We start from the raw sequence: 23,696 nt of genomic DNA on the forward strand, positions 1-23,696 counted from the left end.
TTACCTCTAAATCTTTATTCTTCGATTCTTTTAGTAACCTTATAGCGCCTCGGCGCCAGATTCTCCGGTTCGGATCCGAATGACTTGCTCCAAGGAACTGACAAAGATCTTTCCATCCCCAATTTTACCGGTCCTGGCAGAGTTAAGAACCGCTTCCACCACTTGGTCTAGCTGCTCATCGGAGACAGCCACTTCTATCTTAACTTTGGGCAGAAAATCGACCACATATTCCGCGCCCCGGTAAAGTTCGGTATGACCTTTCTGGCGCCCAAAGCCCTTGACTTCGGTAACGGTAATCCCGGCAACTCCCACGTCGGACAAAGCCTCCCGGACATCGTCCAATTTAAACGGCTTGATAACTGCGGTTACAAGTTTCATGACAATTCTCCCAATATGATTTATGTGCAACCCTAGGCAAGCTCTGATTTATTTAGAGCTTGCTGCGGCATAAGGATGTGCCGCCAATATCAATTGCGACAGGCGATTGATATTGTAAGAAAAACAAAAATCGCGCTTTTTGTTTTTCGACCTCTGTCAATTCATGGACGAATTAATCAGAAGTTCCCCAGAGCTTAACTGCATATTCTGTGCCATCCCGCCCCCGCAAGTTTCCATACCTAACCAAACCATATATGCACCATTATTTAACATAAATGCACTATAATAGGGCATTTAAAAATGTTTTTCTTCTTTAACCCGGATATTTCACCAGCATCCCGGATGATGGCGCAGGACAGGTGCGTCTGGGCGCCGGGCTGGACTGAAAGGCATAGCCGTAGCTATGGCTTGAAGGAAGCCCAAGCCCAGGCGTGCCTGGACAAGCCAGGGCCGGGATAGGATTCGGGCTGAATCCCAATTGGATTTCTTGGAAATCATGAAACTTAAGCATTTTATATATAAAAATCAGTTGATTACAGGAAGGCCCGAATCCGGCTGGTGAAATATCCGGGTTAACCCTTTCTATCTTTAGTTGGCGCAAAATATGCTTGTCATCTTGTAATGAGTGAAGAAACTTTCCACCAGCGAATTCTGGATCATCTTGGCAGTGCTGTTCTGGTGTTTGACCTAGAGAAGCAACTGATTTTCATTAACCCCGCCGGGGAAATGTTATTTGAAATCAGCGCCCGCCAAGCGCACAAAATCCGTGCCCAACATCTTTTTGGCCAGCAAGGGGAAAAGATTTGTCAGGATCTGGAAAGGACGATCAAAAGCGGTGTCACCTTGGTTGAACGTTATCTGCCGCTGAATTTCACTGACCGTGAACGAATAGTTCACTGCACCATGACCCCGCTTTTCAAGGACGAACAGGTCAATTCAGTCGTGATGGAAGTTGAAGATAATCCCCACTATCAACAACTCTCCCGCGATGAACATTGGCTCACCCAACAAAATGCCGTGCAGCAACTTCTTCGGGGGCTGGCCCATGAAATCAAAAATCCATTAGGCGGCCTGCGCGGTGCCGCGCAACTGCTACGTGCTGAACTGGGCAGCAGAGAACTGAAGGAATATACGGATATCATTATTTCCGAGGCTGACCGCTTGCAAACACTGATCGACCGGCTGCTCGTTCCCCATCAAGCACCTCAAAAAGTCAAACTCAACATTCATCAAATATTGGAAAGGGTAAGGCAATTGCTTGAGGCAGAGTTCCCCAAACTCACTTTCTGCTGCGATTACGACCCCAGTCTCCCCCCCGTATTGGGCGACCGGGATCAACTTATCCAGGCTACTCTCAATATCGTCCGCAATGCCGCGCAAGCCCTCAAAGGTAAAGGGGAAATCACTCTAAGAACCCGAATCCACCGCCAGCTTACCATCCGCCAAACCTTTCACCGGCTGGCACTGCGCATCGATGTCATTGATCAAGGCCCTGGCATCGATGCGGAGTTGAAAGAGCAAATTTTCTATCCTCTGGTGACAGGACGCGCTGAAGGCACTGGCTTGGGATTATCCATTGCCCAATCATTAATTTCTCGCCACGATGGCCTAATCGAATGCCAGTGCGAGTCCGGACAAACCGTTTTTTCCATTTATTTACCCGTGGAGAGTGCTGATCATGACACAAGCTGAGGTTTGGGTAATCGACGATGATAAATCTATCCGCTGGGTGCTTGACAAAGCCCTCAAGAAAGCCGGGTTCAAAGTCCGCTGTTTCCCGGAGGCCAGCGAATTGGATACCTATTTGAAACACGACCGTCCCGATTCCATTCTGACCGATATCCGGATGCCCGGTATCGACGGCCTGGAATTGCTGCGCAGATTACAAATTGCCTATCCACAACTCCCGGTGGTGGTAATGACTGCCCATTCGGATTTGGACAGCGCGGTCGCCGCTTTTCAGGACGGCGCTTTTGAATACTTGCCCAAACCTTTCGATTTGGATGAAGCCGTGCAAGTCATGCAAAGGGCTTGTCAGCAGAAGATTTCTGAAGCTCCAAACGCTCCCAATGGCACCGAGCCGAGTCCCCAAATTATCGGGGAAGCGCCCGCCATGCAGGAAGTCTTCCGCGCTATCGGACGCTTGTCCCGTTCTCATATGACCGTACTGATAAATGGTGAGTCGGGCACCGGCAAAGAATTGGTTGCCCGGGCTCTGCATCAACATAGTCCCCGTGCGGACAAGCCTTTCATAGCCCTCAATATGGCGGCAATCCCAAGGGATTTAATGGAGTCGGAATTGTTCGGTCACGAGAAAGGCGCTTTCACCGGCGCCCAATCACGCCGCAGCGGCCGTTTCGAACAAGCCGATGGCGGCACCTTATTCCTGGATGAAATCGGCGATATGCCACCGGAAATGCAAACCCGCCTACTGCGGGTGCTGGCAGAGGGAGAGTTTTATCCCGTGGGCAGTCATACGGCCTGCACCGTGGATGTCCGAATCATCGCAGCCACCCATCAAAACCTGGAACTACTGGTCAACCAAGGATTATTTCGGGAGGATCTGTTTCATCGCCTCAATGTGATTCGTATCCATATTCCCGCATTACGGGAAAGACGCCAGGATATCCCTCTTCTACTCCAACATTTTCTCAAACAGGCAGCTCAAGAAATGGGTGAGGAGACTAAAATCCTGCGGCCTGAAGTAGAAACCTTTTTATCTCAATACCCATGGCCGGGTAATGTGCGTCAATTGGAAAATACTTGTCGCTGGCTAACGGTCATGGCCCCGGGGCAAACCATTCACATGGAAGACTTGCCGCCGGAATTGCTGAATCCTCCTCATAAATTTGCCTCTTCCACAAAAAATGGCGACAGCGATTGGCGAAAAAATCTTGGCCTATGGACTCAGCAACAACTGTCTGAAGGCAAGCGCGATATCGCCAAAATTGCCATTGCCGAAGCCGAAAAAGTCTTGATTCAAACCGCTTTGAAGCATACCCGCGGACGACGTCAGGAAGCCGCCCGGTTATTGGGTTATGGCCGCAATACACTTACCCGCAAGATCAATGAGCTAGAGTTGGATACTTACGAAAACTCCGTGGAAATTTGACTCTCTCAAAAAAGAGGAGGTTTTGCCAGGGCTCCGTCATCTATTCAAACCGGGGCGGGTGGCCTGCTTCGAAAGCCTCGCCGGTATGGAGCTTACAGGGAAGTATTCACGGTGTTTTTCGAAGCAGACCACCCGCCAATCAATCCTTTACGTGTTTAGATGAAGTGGCCCTGAAGTTTTGCTCCCGCTTTTTTTGAATCACATCTTCAATTTTTTCTCTAAGTCCTTGACTTTCCCCCAAGCCTTTTTAAACCAGCCGCCTTCCGGTTCCTCTTCTTCGCCTACTTCTCGTTCTTCAGGCTCAGCTTGTTGAGAAGTCGTTACCGAAGGCGCCGGTTCTTTTGCTTGATAAGAAACTTGTGCTTGCTCCTCTTCTTTTTCTGGAACAGTGGCGCCGAGTCCGGACCCGGCGCGAATTTGGCCTGCCAAAGCCAATGCAACCAAGCGTTCTTCTTGCTCCTGATTTTGCCGGGCAATGATTTCCAGGCACGCTTGCTTTTGTTGCTCCAAACGGATTTGAAATGCCTCACCCAACTCTTCGATTCGTTGTTGTAACTCTTTTTCTTCTGCGCCAATCAAAGCCAGCGCTGCTTTTTCCCGGGCAGAAACCGTTTTCTGGAACGCCAATTCTTTTTCTTCCTGGGCCTTGTCCTTCCAAAAGTCACCTGCGCCCTTGGCTTCAAACAAGTGCGCTTGTTCCTGCTGGATGAGGCGAGTCTGGCAGGCATTTCCCAGGGCCGCTATCCGTTGTTGGAGTAACTGGTCTTGTTCTTCTATCACAGCGGTGTAACGTTCGCTGATTTCCCGGGTTTTTTGTTCGACTTGCAGCTGACATGCTTCGCCCATGGCCGCCAAGCGCTGTTCATATTCATTCACCAAAGCAGCAACCGCATCGGCATCGGCGGCCTTTTGTTGACTCATGCGAACCCCCCAGGCGCCTCCCACTGCCTGGACTTTCTGCTCTGAATCCCGTTCCAGATCGGCCACCATCGAAGCGCCAGCGCTCGCTTGTTGCCCCAAACGCATAAGCCATACTTCAGCCAGTTCATCCATTTTTTGCTGAAAATCACTTTGCTGCTGTGACACCAAAGCGACCGCGGAACGATTTCTTTCCAGCAGCGCGCTTTGATAATGGGCCTCCAGTTCTGCTATTCGGCGCTTGCAGCCGACGCCTTTGAGCCACCAGCCAATCAAGAGTCCAAGTAAAAACGCCAGTAACAGACAAATTATTATTTGTGCTATGAGATAAGTCATGGATTACTCCTCCCCTATAATTATTATTTCCACACGGCGATTCGTCGCCCGTCCCGCAGCCGTTGCATTATCCGCCACCGGACGCTCGGAACCGTAACCCTTGGCAACCAACCTGCCAGAATCAACCCCCTGTTGGATTAAATACTGCCTGACAGCCTCCGCCCGGGATTGACTCAAGTACCTATTAAAGGCCGGATGACCACTGGCATCAGTGTGTCCGGCAATTTCCAAACGGGTATTGGGACATTGATTGGCCACTTCCGCCAGGCGGTTGAGCAAATCGTAGCTTTCCTGCTTGATGGTCGCCTTGCCGGTATCAAATTTGATTTTTGCTTCCGCCAACAACTGGCTGAACTGCTGCTGACAATTGATGGCCGCTTGGGAAAGTTCGGGTTTGACATCGAGCTGCACTTGATAAGTAAATCCAGGGGCATTACTGGCAAGCAATCGCTCAATCTGTTCTTTGGCAGTGGGATCCGAGGTTTCCCCGGTGATGGTGATTTCCTGATTGACTATTTTGGCGTCCCCTTGGTCCAGCATGCCCAAACCTTCGATTACCGCCACCACCGCCGCGTCCCATCCCTCCGGAGCGCCTTCTATCCAGGTTAATTGATCGGTTACCCGGCCGGTTCCCACTAATGATTCTGCTTGGCCCAATAAGGAGTCCTGTAATGCCTGATCCGCATGGCCTTTTAATAAAAGCTGCCCTGAAGACAACTCAAACTCTGTGATATAAGGGTCGGGCAAAGGTGGTTTGGGTTTGGGTTGAGGTGGCGGTACCACGGTTTCTTGGACTTCTGGTGGGGATTGCGTTACTTGTGGGTGCAGAAGCTGCCCAACTTCAGGCTGGGGCTTGGCAACCACCAGTTCATTATGAACCACACGCACCCCTTCCACGCCGGCAATCGCCGATTCCAGATTTTGACGGATGGATTTGTCGGGGACCGATCCCGACAAGGTAACATCCCGGCCATCCACTCCGATCTGAACCTCACCCACGCTTTGGGCGCGCAGTACCTGACCGGTGCGTTTGGCTATATCTTGCTCAATTCTCGGTCCATGAAATTGAATGCAGGCAAAAGCCAACATGCCTAGCAATATCAAACCGGTGATAAAAATCAACAAACTTTTCATGGTTTCTCCCCCCTCGAATTTTTTGTTATTTCCCTTTTATTTCTTACATATTATCAGTTTGTTTCTACTTTCTGCCATAGATAAGTTGTGATTCTCTTGGAACTACCTCAGCAATCGGGGACAATAAGTGAATGGCCTTTTTTAATAATGAAACGGAAATCGCTTCCCCCACTTGCAACTGATTGCGTTCTGCCACATGCAGGGGGAGCTCCAAGTGTAGACGCAGATCCGAAGCATGGGAAGGAGACAGAATCAGGTTGGCCCTGCCCGCATAATTCACCCTTTCAACAATGATTCCATGGACAGGATTTTCCTTGATCCCGCGGGAAGGACGAAGCCGGCTATGGAGAACAATGCCAGCCGGGGGAATACACCACTCAATGTCACCGGCGGTAAAAGCCAGCTCCTTGGGCCAACGAACCTCCAGATGTTGGCCATGCCACAACATTCCTGCCACCATAGCATCCGCATCCAACCCCACCAATCTGCCCGAAAACACATTGCGAATATCCACCAAGCGGGCGACTTCCGCACTGGCCGGCCGATGCATCACTGTATGGGGCGAGCCCTGTTGTAATATGCTGCCATGATGGATGACCGCCATTTGATCGGCCAACATTTCCGCTTCCTCCAGATCGTGGGTGACCAAAAGGATCGGTAGCTTCAAAGTCCGTTTCAATTTGGCCATTTCCAACCGCAGTCGCCTGCGGGTCACTTGATCCACGGCGGAAAAAGGCTCGTCCAGCAATAACACTTCAGGATCGCGGGCCAAAGCCCGGGCCAGCGCCACGCGCTGCTTTTGCCCGCCCGACAAGGCGCCTGGCAGTCGTTGCTCCAAACCGGTCAGATGAACCCGTTGCAGCCACTGTTGGGCAATGGCTCTGGCTTCTTGGGGAGGCCTTTTGACAGCCAGCCTCACATTGTCCAACACGGTCAAATGGGGAAAAAGCGCATAATCCTGAAAAACCAGACCGACCCGGCGTTGTTGCGGTGACACGTGGATGCTGCGGCTGCTATCGAGCCAATCTTGATCCCCACAGTGGATCCTTCCCTCAGGTGCGTGCAAACCGGCGATGCAACGCAACACCGTGGTCTTGCCGCTGCCAGAAGGCCCGACTAGCGCGGTCAGTCTGCCCGCGGGACAAACCATGTCGATATCCAAGGGTATCGGGCACTCTTGCCGGATAGTGACGATTAAATCATTCACTGGCGGCGTTCCAGGCCATAGACCAAGGTCACGACTACAAACGAAAATGCTAGCAGCATGGCTGACATAACTGCAGCTCCCGGCTCATCGAAAGCTTGAACCCGGTCATAAATGGCCACGGATATTGTCCTGGTCTGCCCGGGAATATTCCCCCCCACCATCAATACCACCCCGAATTCGCCCAGGGTGTGGGCAAAACTTAACGCCAAGGCCGAAATGACACCCGCTCTAGCCAAGGGCAACTCAATTTTCCAAAACGTCTGCCAGCGGCTCAACCCGCTGCACCAGGCCGCTTCCCGTAGCTGCATGGGGATGGATTCCAGCGCCCGCAGTACCGGCTGCACCGCAAAAGGCAAGCTATAGATCAACGAGGCCAACACCAGCCCCTGGAAGGAGAACACCAGGGATTTCCCCGTTACCTGCATTATCCAACTGCCCAATGGTGCTTGAGGATTGAAGAAAACAAGAAAATAAAACCCCAAGACACTGGGCGGCAGCACCAAGGGAAGGGCGATGGCCGCTTCCAGGAGAAAGCGCCCTTTGAAGCGCTTCCACGCCAGCCACCGGGCTATCCCGATAGCCAATGGCAACAAGATCAAAACGGTCGCGAAAGCTAATTTTATGGAAACGTAGAAGGCACACCAATCCATTTACTTGGCTTGCAACCGCTGGGCAATGGCAGGTTGATTCAGGTATTGAAAAAAATCCGTTGCTGCCGGGGTGTGTGGACACAACAAGGCGACCGCTTGCCGTTGCGGTTGATATAACTTTGCCGGCACCTGTAAAACGTCACCCTGGCTTGCCAACGGCAGGCCCCTTACCAGCAGCGCGGGCAGCAATGCCGCCTGCACGGCGCCCGTGAGGGCAAATTGGGCGGCCTGGGCCGCGCTTTCTCCAAAGACCATGCGAGATTGCGCTGACGTCCACACCCCCAGGTTTTCCAGAACCTGACGCGCCATGGCCCCATAGGGCGCGGTTTCCGGATTGGCCAGCGCCAACCGTTTTAATGTGCCGTTTTTCAAAACCTTGGCCAAGTCTTCGAGACTTGTCAACGAGAGCCTGGAGGACTTGGGAAGATACAATACCAAGCGCCCGGCACCCAAGGAGAATGGATCACCGCAAATCTTGTTCGCCTTATTAAGCGGCTCAAGAAATCGGTCCGAGGCGGTCAGAAAAATTTGATAGGGCGCGCCCCGGAGAATTTGCTGCACTAGCACGCCGGAGGCGCCGTAACTTATCTGAATAGTCTGAGGATGCTGCTTTTCATAAGTCCTGACCACGTCCTCCAACAGAGGCCGCAAGCTGGAGGCCGCCGCCACCGCCACCGCCGACAGGCCCGGCAGCGGCAGAGACAGGCCAATGACTATCAGGAATACATGCATTCTCATTGATGTTTCGCCCAATCCCAAGCCATCATTTTGCTTTCTGCAATCCAGTCATTAGAATAAATTTAAAAATTATTGTAACGAATACCCGCAACGCCATTCCTAACCCATCTCTCTCCATGCTGCTTTATTTTGCCTATGGCTCCAATCTTCACCCCTATCGATTAAAGGCAAGGGTTCCGTCTGCGGAATTGCTGGGCATGGCGACGCTTGCAGGTTACCGGTTGAACTTTCACAAACAAGGTGCTGATGGCTCGGGAAAATGCAATCTTCAATATACCGGGCAGGGACAAGTCATTGGCGCGCTATACCGTTTCCCCAAGCACCACAAAAGGATTTTGGATAATTACGAATCAGGCTATCAAACCCACCCGGTAACGGTCACTTGGGAAGGAAATACACTGACAAGTTTCACGTATATAGCCCATCCCGGCAAGATCAATGATAATCTTAAGCCTTATGAGTGGTACCGGCAAATGTTGATTTTAGGCGGATATTACCTGGAGATGCCACGGCACTATTTACATGCCGTCACTGCTGTACAAAGCCTGGATGATCCTGATAAAAAACGCCGTTTGGAAAACGAAGCGCTGCTGGCAAAAATGGACAGGATGAACAAGGTTAAGGCCGGACTGAAAGGCTGGTAGTATTGGCCGATTCCCCGTTCGAGGATAATCGAAGCAAACTAGCGGGAAAGTTTGGATAGAACATAAACCACAAAACAACCGGCACCACCCCCGGTAAAATCAAACTACCCATCTGATAGCCCAAGACAAGCAAATCCCGTTGCCAGGGCAAAAGTACAAGCTGGCCGCTGAACTCTGGGGGTAATTTAAATTGCAAGCTCAGTAAGCTCTCAAAATAACAACCAAACACTTGCACTAGCACAATCACGCCATAACCGATAATCCCCTTGAGCCACTGCATTGCTTCTTTGCCCGGAGAGGCGATAATCAAGGCAATCAACAGGGGTAATCCATAACCGTAGGCAAGAGGATTGATGTCAACCACCAATTCCGCTCTTTTGCCGGCGGCCAAAATTCCCGGTGTGTCATAGGGAATAATTAGCCGAATCACCTCCCCCAAATATTCCACGCCTTTGATGATCCCTGGAAATTGAGAAGGCAAAATCCCTTCCAGAATCCAGGCAACCGGCCAGTTCAATATCGCCCCGTAGCGGTACCAAATAAAAAAAGTAAAGGGCAACCATAAAAGCGTCAAAGTAACAAAACGCAGAATGGGTTTATGGGGCAGCCAGTGAATCTTCACTTTTATCTCCAGTCACGAAATGGAGCCACAACAAGTATGCCAGCAGCACATCCAGCATAATCAGCGCTTGCCAGCCATAGAGATGAAACCATTCAAACGCCTTCAGGTTCCATTGCCCCAAATAAAACAGAGAAATGATCCGCAACAGGTTAAGCCCTTGAATTGTAACCGCGCCAAAGCCGATCCCCAGCAGTTTCTCTTTCCATCCACTGGGAAAGGCCAACACCGCCGCCACAAATACAATGAGTGCTTCCACGCCGTTGCAACCTGCCTGAATAGCCACCGCAAAACCAGTTTCAGGATCGCTTAAAACAATGCCATGGGCACTGACGGCAGGGTCAAACCCTTTTACCAGCGCCGCGCTCAAGCTGGCGATAGCGCTGGTAAAAGGGATGATCACTTGCTGTTGCACCGGACGCAGCATTTCCACGGTAAACAATGCGAGCAGCAAGGCCAAAAACCACAGAAAAAACCAGGTTGGTTTAAATGGCCTTGTCATCCTCTCCAGCCTTTTTTAATCCTCGCATTTTGCCTGAAAGCGAGCATCACCATCATCAAAGTCAACAGCCATAATCCCCATTGATTCAATGTGGGGATAGGCGTGGCCACGGGGGCTTTCCGATATCCGGTGTCGTCCCTGGCGCTACCGCCTGCCGGCACGGTAACGGTGGTCGGGTCGCTGCCTTGACCATGGTTGTTTGAAGTCAAGACATAACCGGCAGGCAGGTCGCCTTCCACCACATCTACCGTGGTAGCCCCCGCCGGCACGGTCCGGGAAAATTCACCGCTAGCGCTGGTAGTAAGCTCGTACACAGCGCCATTGGCGGCGGTAATCTTGACCCGCACCCCGGAAAAGACGGGTTCACCACTGTCAAACAGCCCGTTCAAATTTTGATCCTCATACACCCGCCCCTCAACCAAGGCAGGATTATTGAGTAATTGATAACCCGTCTCATCTCTCGCGACACCATTAATCGGCACCGTGACCGTAGTGGGGTCTTCCCCGTTGCCTTGGCTGTTATCGGTCAAAATCACGCCATTTGGCAAGTCCGGATCACTATCATCCACATCCACCTTAGTTTCACCAGGCGGAACATCCCGGCCGAATTCACCGTTACTATCGGTTGTCACAGTGTAAACCGTTCCGTTACTGGCCGTGATAATGACATCGACATTGGGATAGGGAACATCACCCGCGTCAAAAATACCATTGCCGTTTTGATCCAAATAGACCCGCCCCTCGACTCTAGAGGGCAATACCTGCACGGAACCGCAAACAGTCAAGTTATTACTACTATTGGGGTCCACCTGATCGGTGGTGGCGGTTGCGCAATTTTGGATGTTTCCACCACTGGGAAAGGCTGTCATCCGCACTGGAATCGTAACCACCGCCTGTTTACCAACTTCCAGCGAGCCAATATCACAGGCGATTGCGCTGCCAGTGACCGTGCAATTCCCTTGGGTGGGGGTGCCATTATTGGTGCTCCAGGAAGGCGTTCCCGTGGCCTCCATGCCGGCTGGCAGCGTATCAGTAATAGTGGTGGTGTCACTGATGCCAGGGCCTTGATTCGTTACCGTCACTGTCCAATGAAAATCCTCACCGATGGAAACGGTACTTGCCGAAGCGGTCTTGGTGATTCCCAGATCCACCCGCTTGAACACGGAAGTGGGTTCCGGCTCGGTATTGTTGTTTGGAATGCTCTCATTTTCGTTGGCGCTCACCTGGGCAACATTGTTATGGGTATCGCCACCGCTGTCTGGCGCGGTAATCACCTCAAACTCAAGAAAATGATGCAAATCGCTCCCTGCCGCCAATGTAATGCCCGCCGGGAATGTACAAGTAATCGTTAAACTATTGGGCCCTGTCACCGCTGTTCCTTGGCTGTCACAGTAGCCGGCATTATTCCCAGCGCCAGAAGCATCTCCGTCGCAGGAAACCGAACCACTAGTCTTGTCGCACAGAAATTTGACGGTCTTGCCATCCTTGGGGGTGAAAGTATCCGTTACCACCAAACCGGTAGCCAGCGAAGGGCCTTGATTAGTCACCCTGATATCGTAGGTCCAGATGTTATTGGTTCTATCAGTGGGATCAAAGCCCAAAGGATCGGTCAAATCCACCTTGTTGATGAGCAGATCCAACTCAGAAGCGCTGACGCTCAAATTAGTATTTGCCTGATCATTGGTGGTATCGCTTTGTACCGTTGTGGTGGTAATGGTGGCGGTGCTGGTAATCGTCCGGGTTGGGTTGGCGGTGGTGTAATTGGGCCGGATTTTCACCGTCACCGACCGGGATTCGTTGTTGTTCAGGGTAATCCCGTTACAGGTCAAAGTGTGACTGTTGCCATCATAACTGCAACTACCTTCGGTGGGATTGGCGGAAATGAAAGTGAAATCCGTATCACCACTGAAAACGTTGGTTACCACCACACCCTGTGCCTGGGAAGGCCCTTTATTCCGGAAGCTGAGCACAAAGGTCGCTTCCACGCCTTCGGGCACCGGGTCAGGATTCACCGTAACCGATTGCATCTCAACATCGGCAATCGGTTGCACGTTAAGGCCGACCGAGCCGGTATTATTGCTCCGGTCAGGATCGCCCACATCACTGGAGAAGGCGCTGACGGAATTGGTGAGCGCACCATCCTTAATGGGCCGGGTCACCTGTATCACAAAGGTGGCAGTATTGCTGGACGCCAAACTGCCGGTCTGGGAACAACTGACATTTGCCCCACTGACCGAGCAGGAAAACCCGGTAGGTACACTGGTGACGGTCAAGCCTGTGGTTCCCGCGGGCCCTGAATAATAGCCAGGAATCGTATCAGTAAAGCTGATCCCTGTCGCTGCATCAGGACCGTTATTGGTAATATCAATCGTATAGGTAAAACTGTTTTCCGGCGTTGTGTTATCCAGATCAGTATCGCTGACTGACTTGATCACGACCAGGTCGGCTTTATTGCTCGTGGCGGTAACCAATGCTGTATCGGTTTCATTGCCTGTCACGTTATCACTTTCACCATTGACATCATCCACACTCGCGCTGTTTTCCAATGAACCCGCCGCTTGTGCCTGGGTGACAATAGTCAGATCGGTTGCGTCAGCGCCAGAATTTAGCGTTCCTGCATAAGTACAAGTCACCGTGCCGCTATTGCCAACCCCCGGATCCGTGCATGTCCAGTTGGCGCCGCTGGCGGATACGAAGGTTTCATCCACATGCAAAACATCGGTTACCGTCAGCGTGCCGGAAGTCGCTCTTGGACCATTATTGTGAACTTTAATGGTACTGGTCATGTTTGAGCCCACTGCCACGGGTTGGGGCGTTTTGGTTTTGGTCAGGGATAAATCGGCTCCATCGGGAACGATAGAGTAATTGATCGTCGCACTATCGTTGGTGGTGATGGGATCGGCTGTATCACTGGTGATTGATGCGGTATTGCTCGTGCCGCCTCCGGTAGCCGGCGCCGTGGCAATCAAGGTAATATCGTCGGCCGCGCCGATGGGCAAGGAAGCGCGGGTACATGTGACGGTGCCGCCTGCCTCGCTACATGTCCAATTAGAGCCGGTGGCGCTGACAAACGTGAATCCTGACGGCAAGGTATCACTCACCACGACATTTACCGCAGGGTTGGGCCCCAAATTCCTGGGTTTGAGGGTGAAAGTGGTATCGGTGGCGCCGATCACCGGCGTACTGACACTTTTGGTGATTTCCAGGTCCGTCCCCTCCTTGACCACCGTATCTTCAGTGACCGTATTATTATTCAAATCCGGATCCATATTGGCATTGCCGGCATCGGTGGCACTGACGGTAGCACTATTGGTTATGCTGCCGCTGGCCACGCCGGTCACCTTGCCCATAATCTGAATATCAGGCGCCGCGGCCCCATTGGCCAAATTAGTACGGGTACATGTAACGGTCTGTCCAGCGGCACTACAGCTCCAGCCACTGCCACTGGCCGATTGAAAGGTGACTCCCGGAGGCAGGGCATTACTCACGGAAACGTTTACCGCATCATTCGGCCCTTGGTTCGAGACAGCCAAGGTCCAGGTCACATTCCCGCCAGCCGTTACCGGGTCTGGATTGTCCGTCATGGTGATAACCAAATCCGCACCGTTGTTGATGGTAGTCTGTTGCGTACCCTCGTTATTGGCAGGATTGGAGTCGGTTGCCGAGGTTGCCAGCGTGGCTGCCACATTAACGGTATTGCCGGTCGCAGCCGTGGTTAGTATCACGATTTCCACATTGCGAATATCCGTGGAATTCCCCCCGATATCACCGAAGTCACAGCTAACTGTGCCAGGCGTGCCGCCATCATGGCTGCATCCGGTCCCCGGACCGTTGTAGGTCACTGACTCGAACGTGGTTGTTGCTGGCAGCGGAAAAGTGAGGGAAGCGCTGGTTGCCACATCAACGTTATTATTCTCTATACTAACGGCGTAGGTAATTCTACCGCCCCGTAACGCTGGATCCGGCGTATCGGTTAATGCTTTTACCTGAAGATCCGCATCCGCCAGTACCCCAGCGGATACCAAAATCAAGATTAGCCCTAAAACATAGCGGGAAATTCCCTCACGCAAACACATGCCAACTCCTTTACAGTCAATTGTTTGTGTAATAAAGGGGGAAACAGCCCAAGGCGCAATGCGCTCATGATCCTCATGAGCGCATGAATGACAGGTGGAAACTTTCTACTGCCTCCCTCTAGAAAACAAGATAGACAAGAAGATTATTTTTTCAACCTCAAACCAGATTCCGCGCCCGGCGGAAGGCTTCGTGGAAGTCAAAATAAACCGGTTCGCTTTCTTCCAGCAAGGCGCGAAGCATGGCGTTTTGCAGTTTGTATTTGATATCGCCCACCGCCAGAGGCCCGACGCCCACCGCGCCAGGGCTGTTGACCGCGTGCACCAAAGGCGCGCCCAAGTCCTTGAATTTGATACCGGCGATGCCCGGTGGCGGCACCGCGTTGACATCGCCGACGACCTTGAGTTTTTTTGCCTCTTCAAGGATTTCTTCATCCAATACTTGAATCCCGGCCTTGGTGCAATTGAAGATTACATCGACCTTCTTGATCAACCACGCCTTGCTGGCGCCGGAACTGGCGAAAGTGCCCTTGAGGTTGCAACCTACCCGTCGATTGTATTCACTGGCAATCTGCATGGCAGTATCCAGACTGAGATGATCAACGATCGTAGTATCCGCACCCGCCAAAGAAGCAATGACACCCGTGGAAATCCCCACCGGACCAGTGCCGCCGAAAACCACCGCACGGCAGTCTTTAAGTTCCAGATTGTGCTTTTCCTTAAGCTGTTTTTCCACCAGGGCAACCAATGCGGTGGCGGTGGTAAACGCGCCGCTGGGGTCAGCCAAAACCGAAACTTCAAAGGGCGGCTGCATGGCCTTGCGGGCGGTATCCAGCATATCCAAAGCCAGGCCGATATCCCGCCCCCCCATGAAAATGGCGGTTTGTTTCACGCCTTTGGGGCCACGGGAAAAAATCACGTCCTGGGTAAGCCCATGGACCCGGTCTAAAGTCACGTTACTATGAGGAAAGATATGCTCAAAACCGGCATCGACGGCCATGTTGATGTCAAACGGGCTGACCTGGGGCAAGGGGCCAAACATGTGAAGTACACTAGGTATGCTCATGATGTGGATATCCTGTTCTTCTTGATTACGATTTTGATTTGACAAATTCACGAGCCATCTCGAAGGCCTGATCGAAATGCAGATAGACTGGTTTTTCCGTCTCGCGCATGAGCTTCAACAACCGGTGATGGGCTTGATATTTGATATTACCGATGGCAAGTGCGCCAATGCCGACTGCGCCGGCAGGTGAACCAGCGATCAGCGCGCCGTCGGCCATGGCGTCAATGCCGGCAATGCCTTCCGGGGGCACAGCATTAACATCGGCAGCCACTTTCAATTTGGGTGCTGCGGCCACCTGGTCGGCAGTCAATAATTGAATACCCGCAGCGCCCGTGGCGAAAATAACATCGGTTTCTGGCAGAAGCTCAGGTAATATATCGTTGCCCTCACCGGTGATTTGCGTCTGCCCCTCGCCAAAAAACTCATTGACCATTTTGGCGATACGTTCGGACTTTTCTTTCTGCCGCCCCAGGATGGTTACCTTGGCCCCTGCTTTGGCGCACAAAACCGCGGCAATTTGCCCGACAGGACCAGTACCGGCCAGGATCAAAACCACTTTACCGGATAAATCGGTGTTGAATTTCCTTCCCAATTCTCTTTCGGCGGCTGCCACCATTGCCGCCGCTGTGGTGAATGCCCCGCTGGGATCGGCCAGGACTGAAATCTCAAACGGCGGCACCATGGATTCTTGGGCGATTTTCAGCATTTTGACGGCACATTCCGCATCCCGTCCGCCAATAAAAGCAGCTTCCCGCTTGACGCCGGCAGGGCCACGGGAAAAAATGGCGTCCTGGATCAGCCCGCGGACTTCATCTTCCTTGACATGCAAATAAGGCATGGTCACCTGCCAACCGGCATCTTGGGCCATATTGACATCGAAGGGGCTTAAATTCTTTTCGGTGCTGAGCATGTGGAGAATGTAGGGTTTTTCCATTGAGCGCTTCCCTTTTTTTGTTAGGCTAATCGAAACGAAGGCAACATCTTATGTCAGCCTCTATGTAAATTATCACTTGGCCGGTATGCAAAAACAAATTTTTCGACTCTACCCTCCCCCTTATGCACAAGCTTCCCTTCGTGGACTTTATTTGCACGAAGGGTTACACCGGCTAGGATCAGAAGGCAGGCCGTTCGTTTATGCTAATTTTCTTGCCAGCCTGGACGGCAGAATCGCCCTGGAGGATCTTCAAACCGGCCAGACTTATCTGCCCAAAAGCTTGACCACCCCCGCTGATTTCCGCCTGTTTCTGGAATTGGAAGCCCAGGCCGATTGCTTGATTACCCACGGCGGGTATCTGCGCGCACTCAACCGCGGGCTGCTGGGAAATATTTTGCAAATTGGCGCCCATGAACAAGGCAGTGATCTGGTAGCATGGCGGCGCAGTCAAGGCCTGCCCGCGCAACCGGCAATTGTCATTGCCAGCGCCAGCCTGGATTTTGTCATCCCCGAATCGGTTCGCCAGCACCAGCAGAAAGTCTTTATCTTTACCGGTGAAGACGCGGATCCTTGGAAAGTCGATGCCTGGCGCAAGGAAGGCTATCCAGTCCTATTTGCTGGTTCCGGCAACATGGTGGAAGGAGGTAAGCTGATCCCCATGCTGGGACAGCTCGGATACCGCAGCATTTATCTGATTGCCGGACCCACCATGCTCGATACCGTGGTCCGCAGCGGGAAATTGAACCGTCTCTATCAAACCATCACCCATCAATTGATGGGCGGCGAGGCCTTTCGCACCATGGTGCCTGGGCCGGAACTCGGCCCCACCGGGCACCTTCAGCTCAGGACTTTATATTATGATCCGTCAGGACCCGGCGGTGCTGGGCAATGGTTTGCCCAATTCGACAATGACTGACTTAAACTAATAGCTGCTGGCTTTGGCCGCTGCGCGGCGGGCACCGCTGATATCACCGTTTATTTTTCTGGCTTGAGCAATCAACCGCCAGTTTTTTTGAATCAACTGCGTATCACTCTGGGCAAGGGCAATGGATTTTTTGGCCAGTTCTTCGGCCAACCGGGGTTGCTGTTGCTGTAGACGGATCCGGGCCAGTTCATGCCATAGCATCGGATTTTGCGGTTGAATCCGCACCGCCCTTTCCAACCGGGACACTGCCAGATCCAAATTTCCCGCTTGGCGATCACTACTCGCCTGTTGCATGAGAGCAATCACTGCAGGTGATGATGGCTGAGGCCTGGCAACCACATCGGAAGGGGCATCGGTGCGGGGAGATGCCACAGGTTGAGAAACGCGAGGCTGCGCTGGATAAGTTTTCCTTGAGGAAATTGAAGGGGATGGCGCAAACACGGGATCCAGTGAGCACGCAGTAAGTAGCCCCACCCCCCAAATCACAATCAATAATCGAATCAATATAGGGTTTTGCAAAGCTTTATTCCGTGGCAGATGTTGGTTTTTCAGCGCCAGCTTGTTGAGAAGCTGGCAGAGAAGGTTGGCTGGATTCAAGCGACGAAGGTTCTGCCTGCTGCTGTTGCAATTGCCTTTCCTCCCTGCTGGCTTTTAAATAAGGGCCTAATAATGTCATAAATCCCATGAAAAGAATGGCGAATGCCGATATTACCCAAAAACGATCAGCCTTCTCACTACCAAATACCCAGGCCGGATTAATCAGCCCCACAATCAAGAAAAGTACCGAAAACAACACCAATGCCTTAATCACGGCTTCCGGTAGTTCATCCCCGACTTTGAGCCCTAATCCCGTAAAAGAAATCAAAAAAAGCAGCACTCCCACATAAAAAATGTATACTGGCCTTGGGCGTCTCATCCAACCGATAAACCAGTTGGGTTTCGCCAAACCTACCGCCAGAAACAACAAACTCACAATCACCGCAGATTGAAAGACTACCAAACTGATATCCTGCATTTCTTGCATCGCACACTCCTCCGGAATGATGTTTCGGCTTTTTTATTCTACTTTTCAGATTCATTGTGGTGTAAAAAAACAAGCCACCTGTGAGCATATTATGTCACTCACGGAGGAAGTCACCAATTAAGATGGCCGCGGATATCCGAGCTAGCCAACTCAATCCCAAAGAAGAGGAACTTTGAAGGGAAAATACTTGCGCGGGTACTTTACCATTCCTCAAGCAACCCAAATCCATGACTGATTTTCACAAAGATACGGGATTCATGCTCAAGGCCTTGCCAGACTTTGAGCTTGCTCCCAGGTGGCTTCTTCTGGCCAACACCATTTGCTAACCATGGCCTGTGCGTGTTTAAAATCCAAGGGATAGTCAATTTCAGCCCACTCCAACCCTTGAATGGAACAAGTCCAAACAGCGCCGGTATTTGCGGCAATCTCATCGATAACCGATAAATACCATCTTTTCAGGGAAGCCGGGTCATGCATCAAACATTCAATGGTTTGCCGGAATAATTGGGCGCCTTCGGCAAGAAAACGAATCATGCCAATGGATTCGCCATTGACCTTTTCCAGGGGCAGTTTTTTTCCGATGGAAAGCAGCTTATCGCCTTCAAGGATCAGCTTCATATCGTCATCATCATAATGGGGTTTTTCGTCGCGCGCCAAAGTGACAGGTTGCGCAGGCGCCTGGAGTAATTTTTCCGCCAAGGCGGGTTCGAATAAAGTGTCCCCGTTAAGCAAAAGAAAATCCCCTGCCATTTTTTCGCGCACCATCCAGCAGCTGACAAGATTGTCGGCCACTTCGAAAAAGGGATTAAAAACGACTTGGATTGTCTTTTTACCGTAACGGCTGTCAAGCATTTTTTTTACTTTTTCCGCTTTGTATCCGGCCACAACCACGATATCATTCACGCCATTCTCTCGAAGCGCGTCGATCTGCCATTCGATCACTGCGCGATCCCCGAGGCGCAATGCACACTTGGGGATATCGGCAGTTAATGGTGACAAACGGGTTCCTTGACCTGCACTAAGAATAATAGCTTGCATGAAGCGCGCTCCTTATATTTATATCTTTAATCTTGGGGAATATTTTTGTTGCCAGAAGACAACGGCCACTCATTATTAATAAGCAGTGTAATTTACTGAATCCAATCAGAGTATCTAAAACTCGCAATGAACACAAGGTGAATATATTGCGCCAGCTGTGGCGATTTGCCAACTCCATACAACAAGATTCGGCCCGATCCTGGAGAATAGAAATGGCTTTGTATTACCAAGTTATAGGAAGTGACACAACGCAAATTTGGGGATTAAGTCCCAAACGCAGAATTGCCCGGGTACTTTCCCGTCTTTGCGGCGCCCGGGAAACCATTCGCCCGCTCATAGATGCGCCAAAACCCTTGCCAGAAAATGCCAGGTTGCTTTTAATCCGGGCGGACTACCTATTGGATGAACGCGTTATTGACGGTCTTATCAAATCAACGGAAGATCTGGTTTTGGAAGTTGATGGCATTCCTGTGGCTGCCTGGGTCGATGCGAACCTTGGCGCAAGCGCCAAAGCGCTACTGGAGAATCAGATAGCAGAACCACTGATAATCCGCAGGGTAACGCCGGAAGACGTATCCAGGGCGATTTCCAGGAAATTGCGCAAGGTCTCTCCACCCTATGTAATACAAATCAGGCCGGAAAAAGTTCGTGAAATTGAACATCACTTATTCATTGAATCCTATAAAGGGGTCACAGACCTGGTTACTAAATGGCTATGGCCAAAGCCCGCCGAACAAGTGGTGCGATTCTGCGCCAATCATGGTATCCGCCCCAATCACGTGACGACTTTAAGCTGGGTGCTGGCGATTGCGGTTGGTTTTTTGTTCTATTACGGCCATTTTGCCTTAGGCTTGGTTTTGGGCTGGACCATGACATTCCTCGATACCGTCGATGGCAAGCTGGCCCGGGTGACTGTGGACTCCAGCCGTTTCGGCCATTTCTTCGATCATATTCTGGATCTTTTTCATCCCCCCTTTTGGTATTTGGCTTGGGGGCTTGGCCTTGCCAGCTATCAACCTTTATTGTTAAAGCTATCCGTCATGGGAACTTTTTGGCTATTACTGGCAGGCTATATAGGAGGAAGAGTTGCGGAAGGGGTTTTCAAAGAGCTTGTGGCGGGTTTCAGCATTTTCACCTGGGAAGTAATGGACTCAATAAACCGGCTGATTACCGCCCGTCGAAACCCCTGCTTGATTCTTCTTACCCTCAGCCTGGTCATTAGCCGCCCCGACCTGGGCTATGAGGCCGTAACTCTATGGACCCTCGTTTCTACCGCTTTTCTTTGGTGGCGGCTGCTTTTGGCTGTTTATCGAAAATTCAAGGGAGAGTCGCTGACATCGTGGCTGGATAACGTGGATCCAAAATCGGCGCAAGGCAGTCAACGTTGGTTTGTCAGTACGTCTGATTAAAGTAAGCCTTGTTATCCGTGCGCCACGTCCGGCGAATTGGATGACCGCCATTCTTGCAACTTCGGCCGTAAAAAACGGCCAGTATGGGAAGCCGGATTTTCCGCCACCTGCCATGGCGTTCCCTGGGCAACCACTTGACCACCGCCCGCCCCCCCTTCGGGACCCAAATCAATAATCCAGTCCGCGGTCTTGATGACATCCAGGTTGTGCTCAATCACAATCACAGTATTGCCGTGATCGCGCAAACGGTGGAGCACTTCGAGCAGTTGCTTGATGTCATGAAAATGCAGACCCGTGGTGGGTTCATCCAAAATGTATAGGGTTCGGCCGGTATCGCGCTTGGACAACTCCTTGGCCAATTTGACCCGCTGGGCTTCCCCACCGGACAAAGTGACTGCGTTCTGACCCAGGGTAATATAGCCCAAACCCACATCCATCAAGGTTTGAAGCTTGCGGGCGATCACCGGAATGGCGTTGAAAAATGCCAGCGCTTCTTCCACGGTCATGGCCAACACTTCGTGAATCGTCTTGCCTTTGTAGCGGATCTCCAGGGTTTCCCGGTTATATCGCTTACCCTTGCAAACATCACAATGCACATAGACATCGGGCAGAAAGTGCATTTCCACCTTGATGACACCGTCGCCTTTGCACGCCTCGCAGCGCCCACCCTTGACGTTGAAACTAAACCGCCCGGGACTGTATCCCCGGGCGCGGGCCTCGGGGGTTGCGGAAAACAATTCCCGAATGGGGGTAAAAAGCCCGGTATAGGTTGCCGGATTGGAACGGGGAGTACGGCCAATGGGGCTTTGATCGATATCGACCACCTTGTCCAAGTGTTCCAGTCCTTCGATGCCGTCACACGGCGCGGCTTGGGTGGAAGCGCCATTGAGCTCCATGGCCACCAATCGATATAGGGTATCGTTCACCAACGTGGATTTGCCTGAACCGGAAACCCCGGTAACGCACGTCAACAATCCCAAGGGGAAGGCCACATCGATAGCCTTGAGATTATTCCCCGACGCGCCATGGACAACCAGTTGCCGATCAGGGTTGGGCGGGGTTAGCATTGCTGGCACTTCAATCCGCTGGCGGCCCGACAAGTATTGTCCAGTTAAAGAGGCGGGAGCCTCCATCAACACCGAAGGCGGGCCTTCCGCGACGATTTTGCCGCCGTGAACTCCCGCGCCCGGCCCGATATCCACCACATGATCCGCCGCCAGAATAGCATCTTCATCGTGCTCCACCACAATCACGGTATTTCCCAGATCCCGCAAATGAATCAAGGTATCGAGCAAGCGTTGATTATCGCGCTGATGAAGGCCGATGGAGGGTTCGTCAAGCACATACATCACTCCCACCAAACCGGCACCGATCTGACTCGCCAAGCGAATCCTTTGGGCCTCGCCGCCCGAGAGGGTATCGGCACTGCGGTCGAGGCTAAGATAGTCCAGCCCCACATTTACCAAAAATTGCAGGCGGGCACGGATTTCCTTGACGATTTTATCCGCTACCGCGCCGCGCCGGCCTTCCAGGTGAAGGTTGTGGAAAAAATCCAGGCATTCGCTGATGGATAGAGCCGTCACTTGAGGCAGATTGCGCCCCGCGACAAAGACATGACGCGCCGCCTGGTTCAGTCGGGTTCCCTGGCACTCGGGGCAGGGTTTGGACGACAAATATTTCGCCAATTCTTCCCGCACCACGTTGGAATCGGTTTCCCGGTAGCGGCGCTCCATGATTGGCAAGACCCCTTCAAAAGTATGGCGCTTGACCACGCCCCTGCCCCGGCCGCCGAAATAACGGAAAGCGATGACTTCTTTGCCGCTGCCGTAGAGAATCACATGGCGGATGTCTTCCGGCAGCGATTCGAAAGGCGTTTCCGGATCAAAGCCGTAATGATCCGCGAGCGAACGAATCAAGGCGAAGTAATAGGCGTTACGCCGGTCCCAGCCCCGCACCGCGCCTCCCGCCAGGCTCAGCTTGGGATTTTGGACCACACGGGCGGGATCAAAAAATTGCTGGATTCCCAATCCATCACAGACGGGACATGCGCCTTTGGGATTGTTAAAGGAAAAAATCCGAGGTTCCAGCTCTTCCAGGGCGTAACCGCACTCGGGACAGGCGTACTGATCTGAAAACACTAAGGTCTCGGCAGGATCGTCCATATTGACCGCCAGCACCAGGCCGCCGCTCAATTTCAGCGCGGTTTCTATGGATTCCGCCAGCCGACCGGCGACGTCCTTGCGGATGCGGAAGCGGTCCACCACTACTTCAATAGTATGCTTGCGGCGCAAATCCAGGGCCGGGGGTTCATCCAGTTCATATACTTCCCCATCTATGCGGGCACGGATAAATCCCTGGCCGCGAAGTTCATTCAATAATTGCGCGTGTTCCCCCTTGCGTTCCCGCACCACCGGCGCCAGCAACATCCAGCGTCCGCCAAGCTCCCGGTTGAGGATGGTGTCTACCATCTGGCTGACCGTTTGCGCTTCCAGTGGTATCGCGTGTTGCGGGCATTGGGGCAGGCCCGCCCGGGCAAACAAGAGCCGCAGGTAATCATAAATTTCAGTGATGGTTCCCACAGTCGAACGGGGGTTATGGGAGGTGGATTTTTGTTCGATGGAAATCGCCGGTGACAACCCTTCGATGTGGTCAACATCGGGCTTTTCCATCATCGACAAAAATTGGCGGGCATAGGCTGACAATGATTCAACATAGCGGCGCTGGCCTTCCGCGTACAATGTATCGAATGCCAGTGAAGACTTGCCGGAACCGGAAAGGCCGGTAATGACAATCAACTTGTCCCTCGGCAGATCCAAATCGATATTCTGCAGATTGTGCGTCCGCGCGCCTCGAATACGGATACTCTCCATAACCCTCTCGAAATTCCGAAAACAAATCAATATATAATGGCAGATAGGACTCAGGCAAAAAAATTAGGTTTCCTCAGCGCATATTAATGAAAGTTGGCTATCATGGGGTGGGCTCGAGA

General features: G+C 52.1%; 21 protein-coding genes. 5 read left to right on the forward strand and 16 right to left on the reverse strand.

What is annotated here, in order from left to right:
- Window positions 1-39 precede the first annotated feature (39 nt).
- Both AXA67_09425 and AXA67_09430 read right to left on the reverse strand, forming a co-directional pair.
- A complete protein-coding gene (locus tag AXA67_09425) occupies window positions 40-378 on the reverse strand; it encodes a transcriptional regulator (protein ID KXJ40517.1) in 339 nt (112 codons plus the stop codon).
- A 313-nt stretch (window positions 379-691) separates the two neighbouring features.
- The gene (locus tag AXA67_09430) at window positions 692-979 is read right to left on the reverse strand and encodes a hypothetical protein (GenBank protein KXJ40518.1); all 288 of its coding nucleotides are present in this window, start codon (window positions 977-979) and stop codon (window positions 692-694) included.
- Between the two features lie 20 nt (window positions 980-999).
- Here AXA67_09430 and AXA67_09435 point away from each other — a divergent pair, with 20 nt between their 5' ends.
- Both AXA67_09435 and glnG read left to right on the forward strand, forming a co-directional pair.
- Window positions 1,000-2,070: a PAS domain-containing sensor histidine kinase gene (locus tag AXA67_09435; GenBank protein KXJ40519.1), complete on the forward strand. Its 1,071-nt coding sequence runs from the start codon at window positions 1,000-1,002 to the stop codon at window positions 2,068-2,070.
- Window positions 2,057-3,490: a nitrogen regulation protein NR(I) gene (glnG, locus tag AXA67_09440; protein ID KXJ40520.1), complete on the forward strand. Its 1,434-nt coding sequence runs from the start codon at window positions 2,057-2,059 to the stop codon at window positions 3,488-3,490. The genes AXA67_09435 and glnG overlap by 14 nt, the downstream gene beginning before the upstream one ends.
- Window positions 3,491-3,688: 198 nt before the next feature.
- On the opposite strand, the gene AXA67_09445 is transcribed toward glnG, so the two are convergent.
- The 5 genes from AXA67_09445 to AXA67_09465 form a co-directional block, all read right to left on the reverse strand.
- Complete coding sequence (locus AXA67_09445) at window positions 3,689-4,744, reverse strand: hypothetical protein (protein KXJ40521.1); 1,056 nt, start codon at window positions 4,742-4,744, stop codon at window positions 3,689-3,691.
- A gap of 3 nt (window positions 4,745-4,747) precedes the next feature.
- Complete coding sequence (locus tag AXA67_09450) at window positions 4,748-5,878, reverse strand: hypothetical protein (GenBank protein KXJ40522.1); 1,131 nt, start codon at window positions 5,876-5,878, stop codon at window positions 4,748-4,750.
- A gap of 64 nt (window positions 5,879-5,942) precedes the next feature.
- Window positions 5,943-7,085, reverse strand: coding sequence for a hypothetical protein (locus AXA67_09455; GenBank protein KXJ40523.1), 1,143 nt, complete (start codon window positions 7,083-7,085; stop codon window positions 5,943-5,945).
- Window positions 7,082-7,735, reverse strand: coding sequence for a molybdenum ABC transporter permease (locus AXA67_09460; GenBank protein KXJ40524.1), 654 nt, complete (start codon window positions 7,733-7,735; stop codon window positions 7,082-7,084). The genes AXA67_09455 and AXA67_09460 overlap by 4 nt, the downstream gene beginning before the upstream one ends.
- A complete protein-coding gene (locus tag AXA67_09465; protein KXJ40525.1) occupies window positions 7,736-8,473 on the reverse strand; it encodes a hypothetical protein in 738 nt (245 codons plus the stop codon).
- A gap of 2 nt (window positions 8,474-8,475) precedes the next feature.
- Here AXA67_09465 and AXA67_09470 point away from each other — a divergent pair, with 2 nt between their 5' ends.
- A complete protein-coding gene (locus tag AXA67_09470; GenBank protein KXJ40526.1) occupies window positions 8,476-9,117 on the forward strand; it encodes a hypothetical protein in 642 nt (213 codons plus the stop codon).
- Here the strand turns inward: AXA67_09470 and AXA67_09475 are convergent.
- The 5 genes from AXA67_09475 to AXA67_09495 all read right to left on the reverse strand — a co-directional run bounded on the left by AXA67_09475 (window position 9,092) and on the right by AXA67_09495 (window position 16,311).
- Window positions 9,092-9,739: a hypothetical protein gene (locus tag AXA67_09475; GenBank protein KXJ40527.1), complete on the reverse strand. Its 648-nt coding sequence runs from the start codon at window positions 9,737-9,739 to the stop codon at window positions 9,092-9,094. The two genes, AXA67_09470 and AXA67_09475, sit on opposite strands and share 26 nt — an antisense overlap.
- Window positions 9,714-10,238, reverse strand: a complete 525-nt coding sequence (locus tag AXA67_09480; protein ID KXJ40528.1) for an exosortase H — start codon at window positions 10,236-10,238, stop codon at window positions 9,714-9,716. The genes AXA67_09475 and AXA67_09480 overlap by 26 nt, the downstream gene beginning before the upstream one ends.
- Window positions 10,235-14,314: a hypothetical protein gene (locus AXA67_09485; GenBank protein ID KXJ40529.1), complete on the reverse strand. Its 4,080-nt coding sequence runs from the start codon at window positions 14,312-14,314 to the stop codon at window positions 10,235-10,237. The genes AXA67_09480 and AXA67_09485 overlap by 4 nt, the downstream gene beginning before the upstream one ends.
- Before the next feature lie 157 nt (window positions 14,315-14,471).
- Complete coding sequence (locus AXA67_09490) at window positions 14,472-15,377, reverse strand: methylenetetrahydromethanopterin dehydrogenase (protein KXJ40530.1); 906 nt, start codon at window positions 15,375-15,377, stop codon at window positions 14,472-14,474.
- Between the two features lie 25 nt (window positions 15,378-15,402).
- A complete protein-coding gene (locus AXA67_09495) occupies window positions 15,403-16,311 on the reverse strand; it encodes a methylenetetrahydromethanopterin dehydrogenase (protein KXJ40531.1) in 909 nt (302 codons plus the stop codon).
- 85 nt (window positions 16,312-16,396) lie between these two features.
- Between AXA67_09495 and AXA67_09500 the strand changes: the two genes are divergently transcribed.
- A complete protein-coding gene (locus AXA67_09500; GenBank protein KXJ40652.1) occupies window positions 16,397-17,227 on the forward strand; it encodes a riboflavin biosynthesis protein RibD in 831 nt (276 codons plus the stop codon).
- Between the two features lie 6 nt (window positions 17,228-17,233).
- On the opposite strand, the gene AXA67_09505 is transcribed toward AXA67_09500, so the two are convergent.
- From AXA67_09505 to AXA67_09515, 3 genes are all read right to left on the reverse strand, one after another.
- Window positions 17,234-17,530, reverse strand: a complete 297-nt coding sequence (locus AXA67_09505; protein KXJ40532.1) for a hypothetical protein — start codon at window positions 17,528-17,530, stop codon at window positions 17,234-17,236.
- Window positions 17,531-17,759: 229 nt separating this feature from the next.
- Window positions 17,760-18,260: a hypothetical protein gene (locus AXA67_09510; GenBank protein KXJ40533.1), complete on the reverse strand. Its 501-nt coding sequence runs from the start codon at window positions 18,258-18,260 to the stop codon at window positions 17,760-17,762.
- 261 nt (window positions 18,261-18,521) lie between these two features.
- Entirely contained in the window at window positions 18,522-19,298 is a 777-nt protein-coding gene (locus tag AXA67_09515) for a nucleotidyltransferase (GenBank protein KXJ40534.1), read from the reverse strand.
- A gap of 212 nt (window positions 19,299-19,510) precedes the next feature.
- Between AXA67_09515 and AXA67_09520 the strand changes: the two genes are divergently transcribed.
- Window positions 19,511-20,707, forward strand: a complete 1,197-nt coding sequence (locus tag AXA67_09520) for a hypothetical protein (protein ID KXJ40535.1) — start codon at window positions 19,511-19,513, stop codon at window positions 20,705-20,707.
- Between the two features lie 11 nt (window positions 20,708-20,718).
- On the opposite strand, the gene AXA67_09525 is transcribed toward AXA67_09520, so the two are convergent.
- A complete protein-coding gene (locus tag AXA67_09525) occupies window positions 20,719-23,577 on the reverse strand; it encodes an ABC-ATPase UvrA (GenBank protein ID KXJ40536.1) in 2,859 nt (952 codons plus the stop codon).
- Window positions 23,578-23,696: the final 119 nt, after the last annotated feature.

Origin of the sequence: Methylothermaceae bacteria B42, assembly GCA_001566965.1 — a bacterium.
In the GTDB taxonomy this organism is placed as follows: Bacteria; Pseudomonadota; Gammaproteobacteria; order Methylococcales; family Methylothermaceae; genus Methylohalobius.

Bases quoted from the DNA above. Each gene is read 5' to 3' on its own strand.
- AXA67_09515 (KXJ40534.1), bottom strand. From the start codon at position 19,298: ATGCAAGCTATTATTCTTAGTGCAGGTCAAGGAACCCGTTTGTCACCA.
- AXA67_09525 (KXJ40536.1), bottom strand. From the start codon at position 23,577: ATGGAGAGTATCCGTATTCGAGGCGCGCGGACGCACAATCTGCAGAAT.
- AXA67_09510 (KXJ40533.1), bottom strand. From the start codon at position 18,260: ATGCAAGAAATGCAGGATATCAGTTTGGTAGTCTTTCAATCTGCGGTG.
- AXA67_09500 (KXJ40652.1), top strand. From the start codon at position 16,397: ATGCAAAAACAAATTTTTCGACTCTACCCTCCCCCTTATGCACAAGCT.
- AXA67_09480 (KXJ40528.1), bottom strand. From the start codon at position 10,238: ATGACAAGGCCATTTAAACCAACCTGGTTTTTTCTGTGGTTTTTGGCC.
- AXA67_09465 (KXJ40525.1), bottom strand. From the start codon at position 8,473: ATGAGAATGCATGTATTCCTGATAGTCATTGGCCTGTCTCTGCCGCTG.
- glnG (KXJ40520.1), top strand. From the start codon at position 2,057: ATGACACAAGCTGAGGTTTGGGTAATCGACGATGATAAATCTATCCGC.
- AXA67_09450 (KXJ40522.1), bottom strand. From the start codon at position 5,878: ATGAAAAGTTTGTTGATTTTTATCACCGGTTTGATATTGCTAGGCATG.
- AXA67_09470 (KXJ40526.1), top strand. From the start codon at position 8,476: ATGTTTCGCCCAATCCCAAGCCATCATTTTGCTTTCTGCAATCCAGTC.
- AXA67_09425 (KXJ40517.1), bottom strand. From the start codon at position 378: ATGAAACTTGTAACCGCAGTTATCAAGCCGTTTAAATTGGACGATGTC.
- AXA67_09490 (KXJ40530.1), bottom strand. From the start codon at position 15,377: ATGAGCATACCTAGTGTACTTCACATGTTTGGCCCCTTGCCCCAGGTC.
- AXA67_09460 (KXJ40524.1), bottom strand. From the start codon at position 7,735: ATGGATTGGTGTGCCTTCTACGTTTCCATAAAATTAGCTTTCGCGACC.
- AXA67_09520 (KXJ40535.1), top strand. From the start codon at position 19,511: ATGGCTTTGTATTACCAAGTTATAGGAAGTGACACAACGCAAATTTGG.
- AXA67_09445 (KXJ40521.1), bottom strand. From the start codon at position 4,744: ATGACTTATCTCATAGCACAAATAATAATTTGTCTGTTACTGGCGTTT.
- AXA67_09505 (KXJ40532.1), bottom strand. From the start codon at position 17,530: ATGCAACAGGCGAGTAGTGATCGCCAAGCGGGAAATTTGGATCTGGCA.
- AXA67_09495 (KXJ40531.1), bottom strand. From the start codon at position 16,311: ATGGAAAAACCCTACATTCTCCACATGCTCAGCACCGAAAAGAATTTA.
- AXA67_09485 (KXJ40529.1), bottom strand. From the start codon at position 14,314: ATGTGTTTGCGTGAGGGAATTTCCCGCTATGTTTTAGGGCTAATCTTG.
- AXA67_09435 (KXJ40519.1), top strand. From the start codon at position 1,000: ATGAGTGAAGAAACTTTCCACCAGCGAATTCTGGATCATCTTGGCAGT.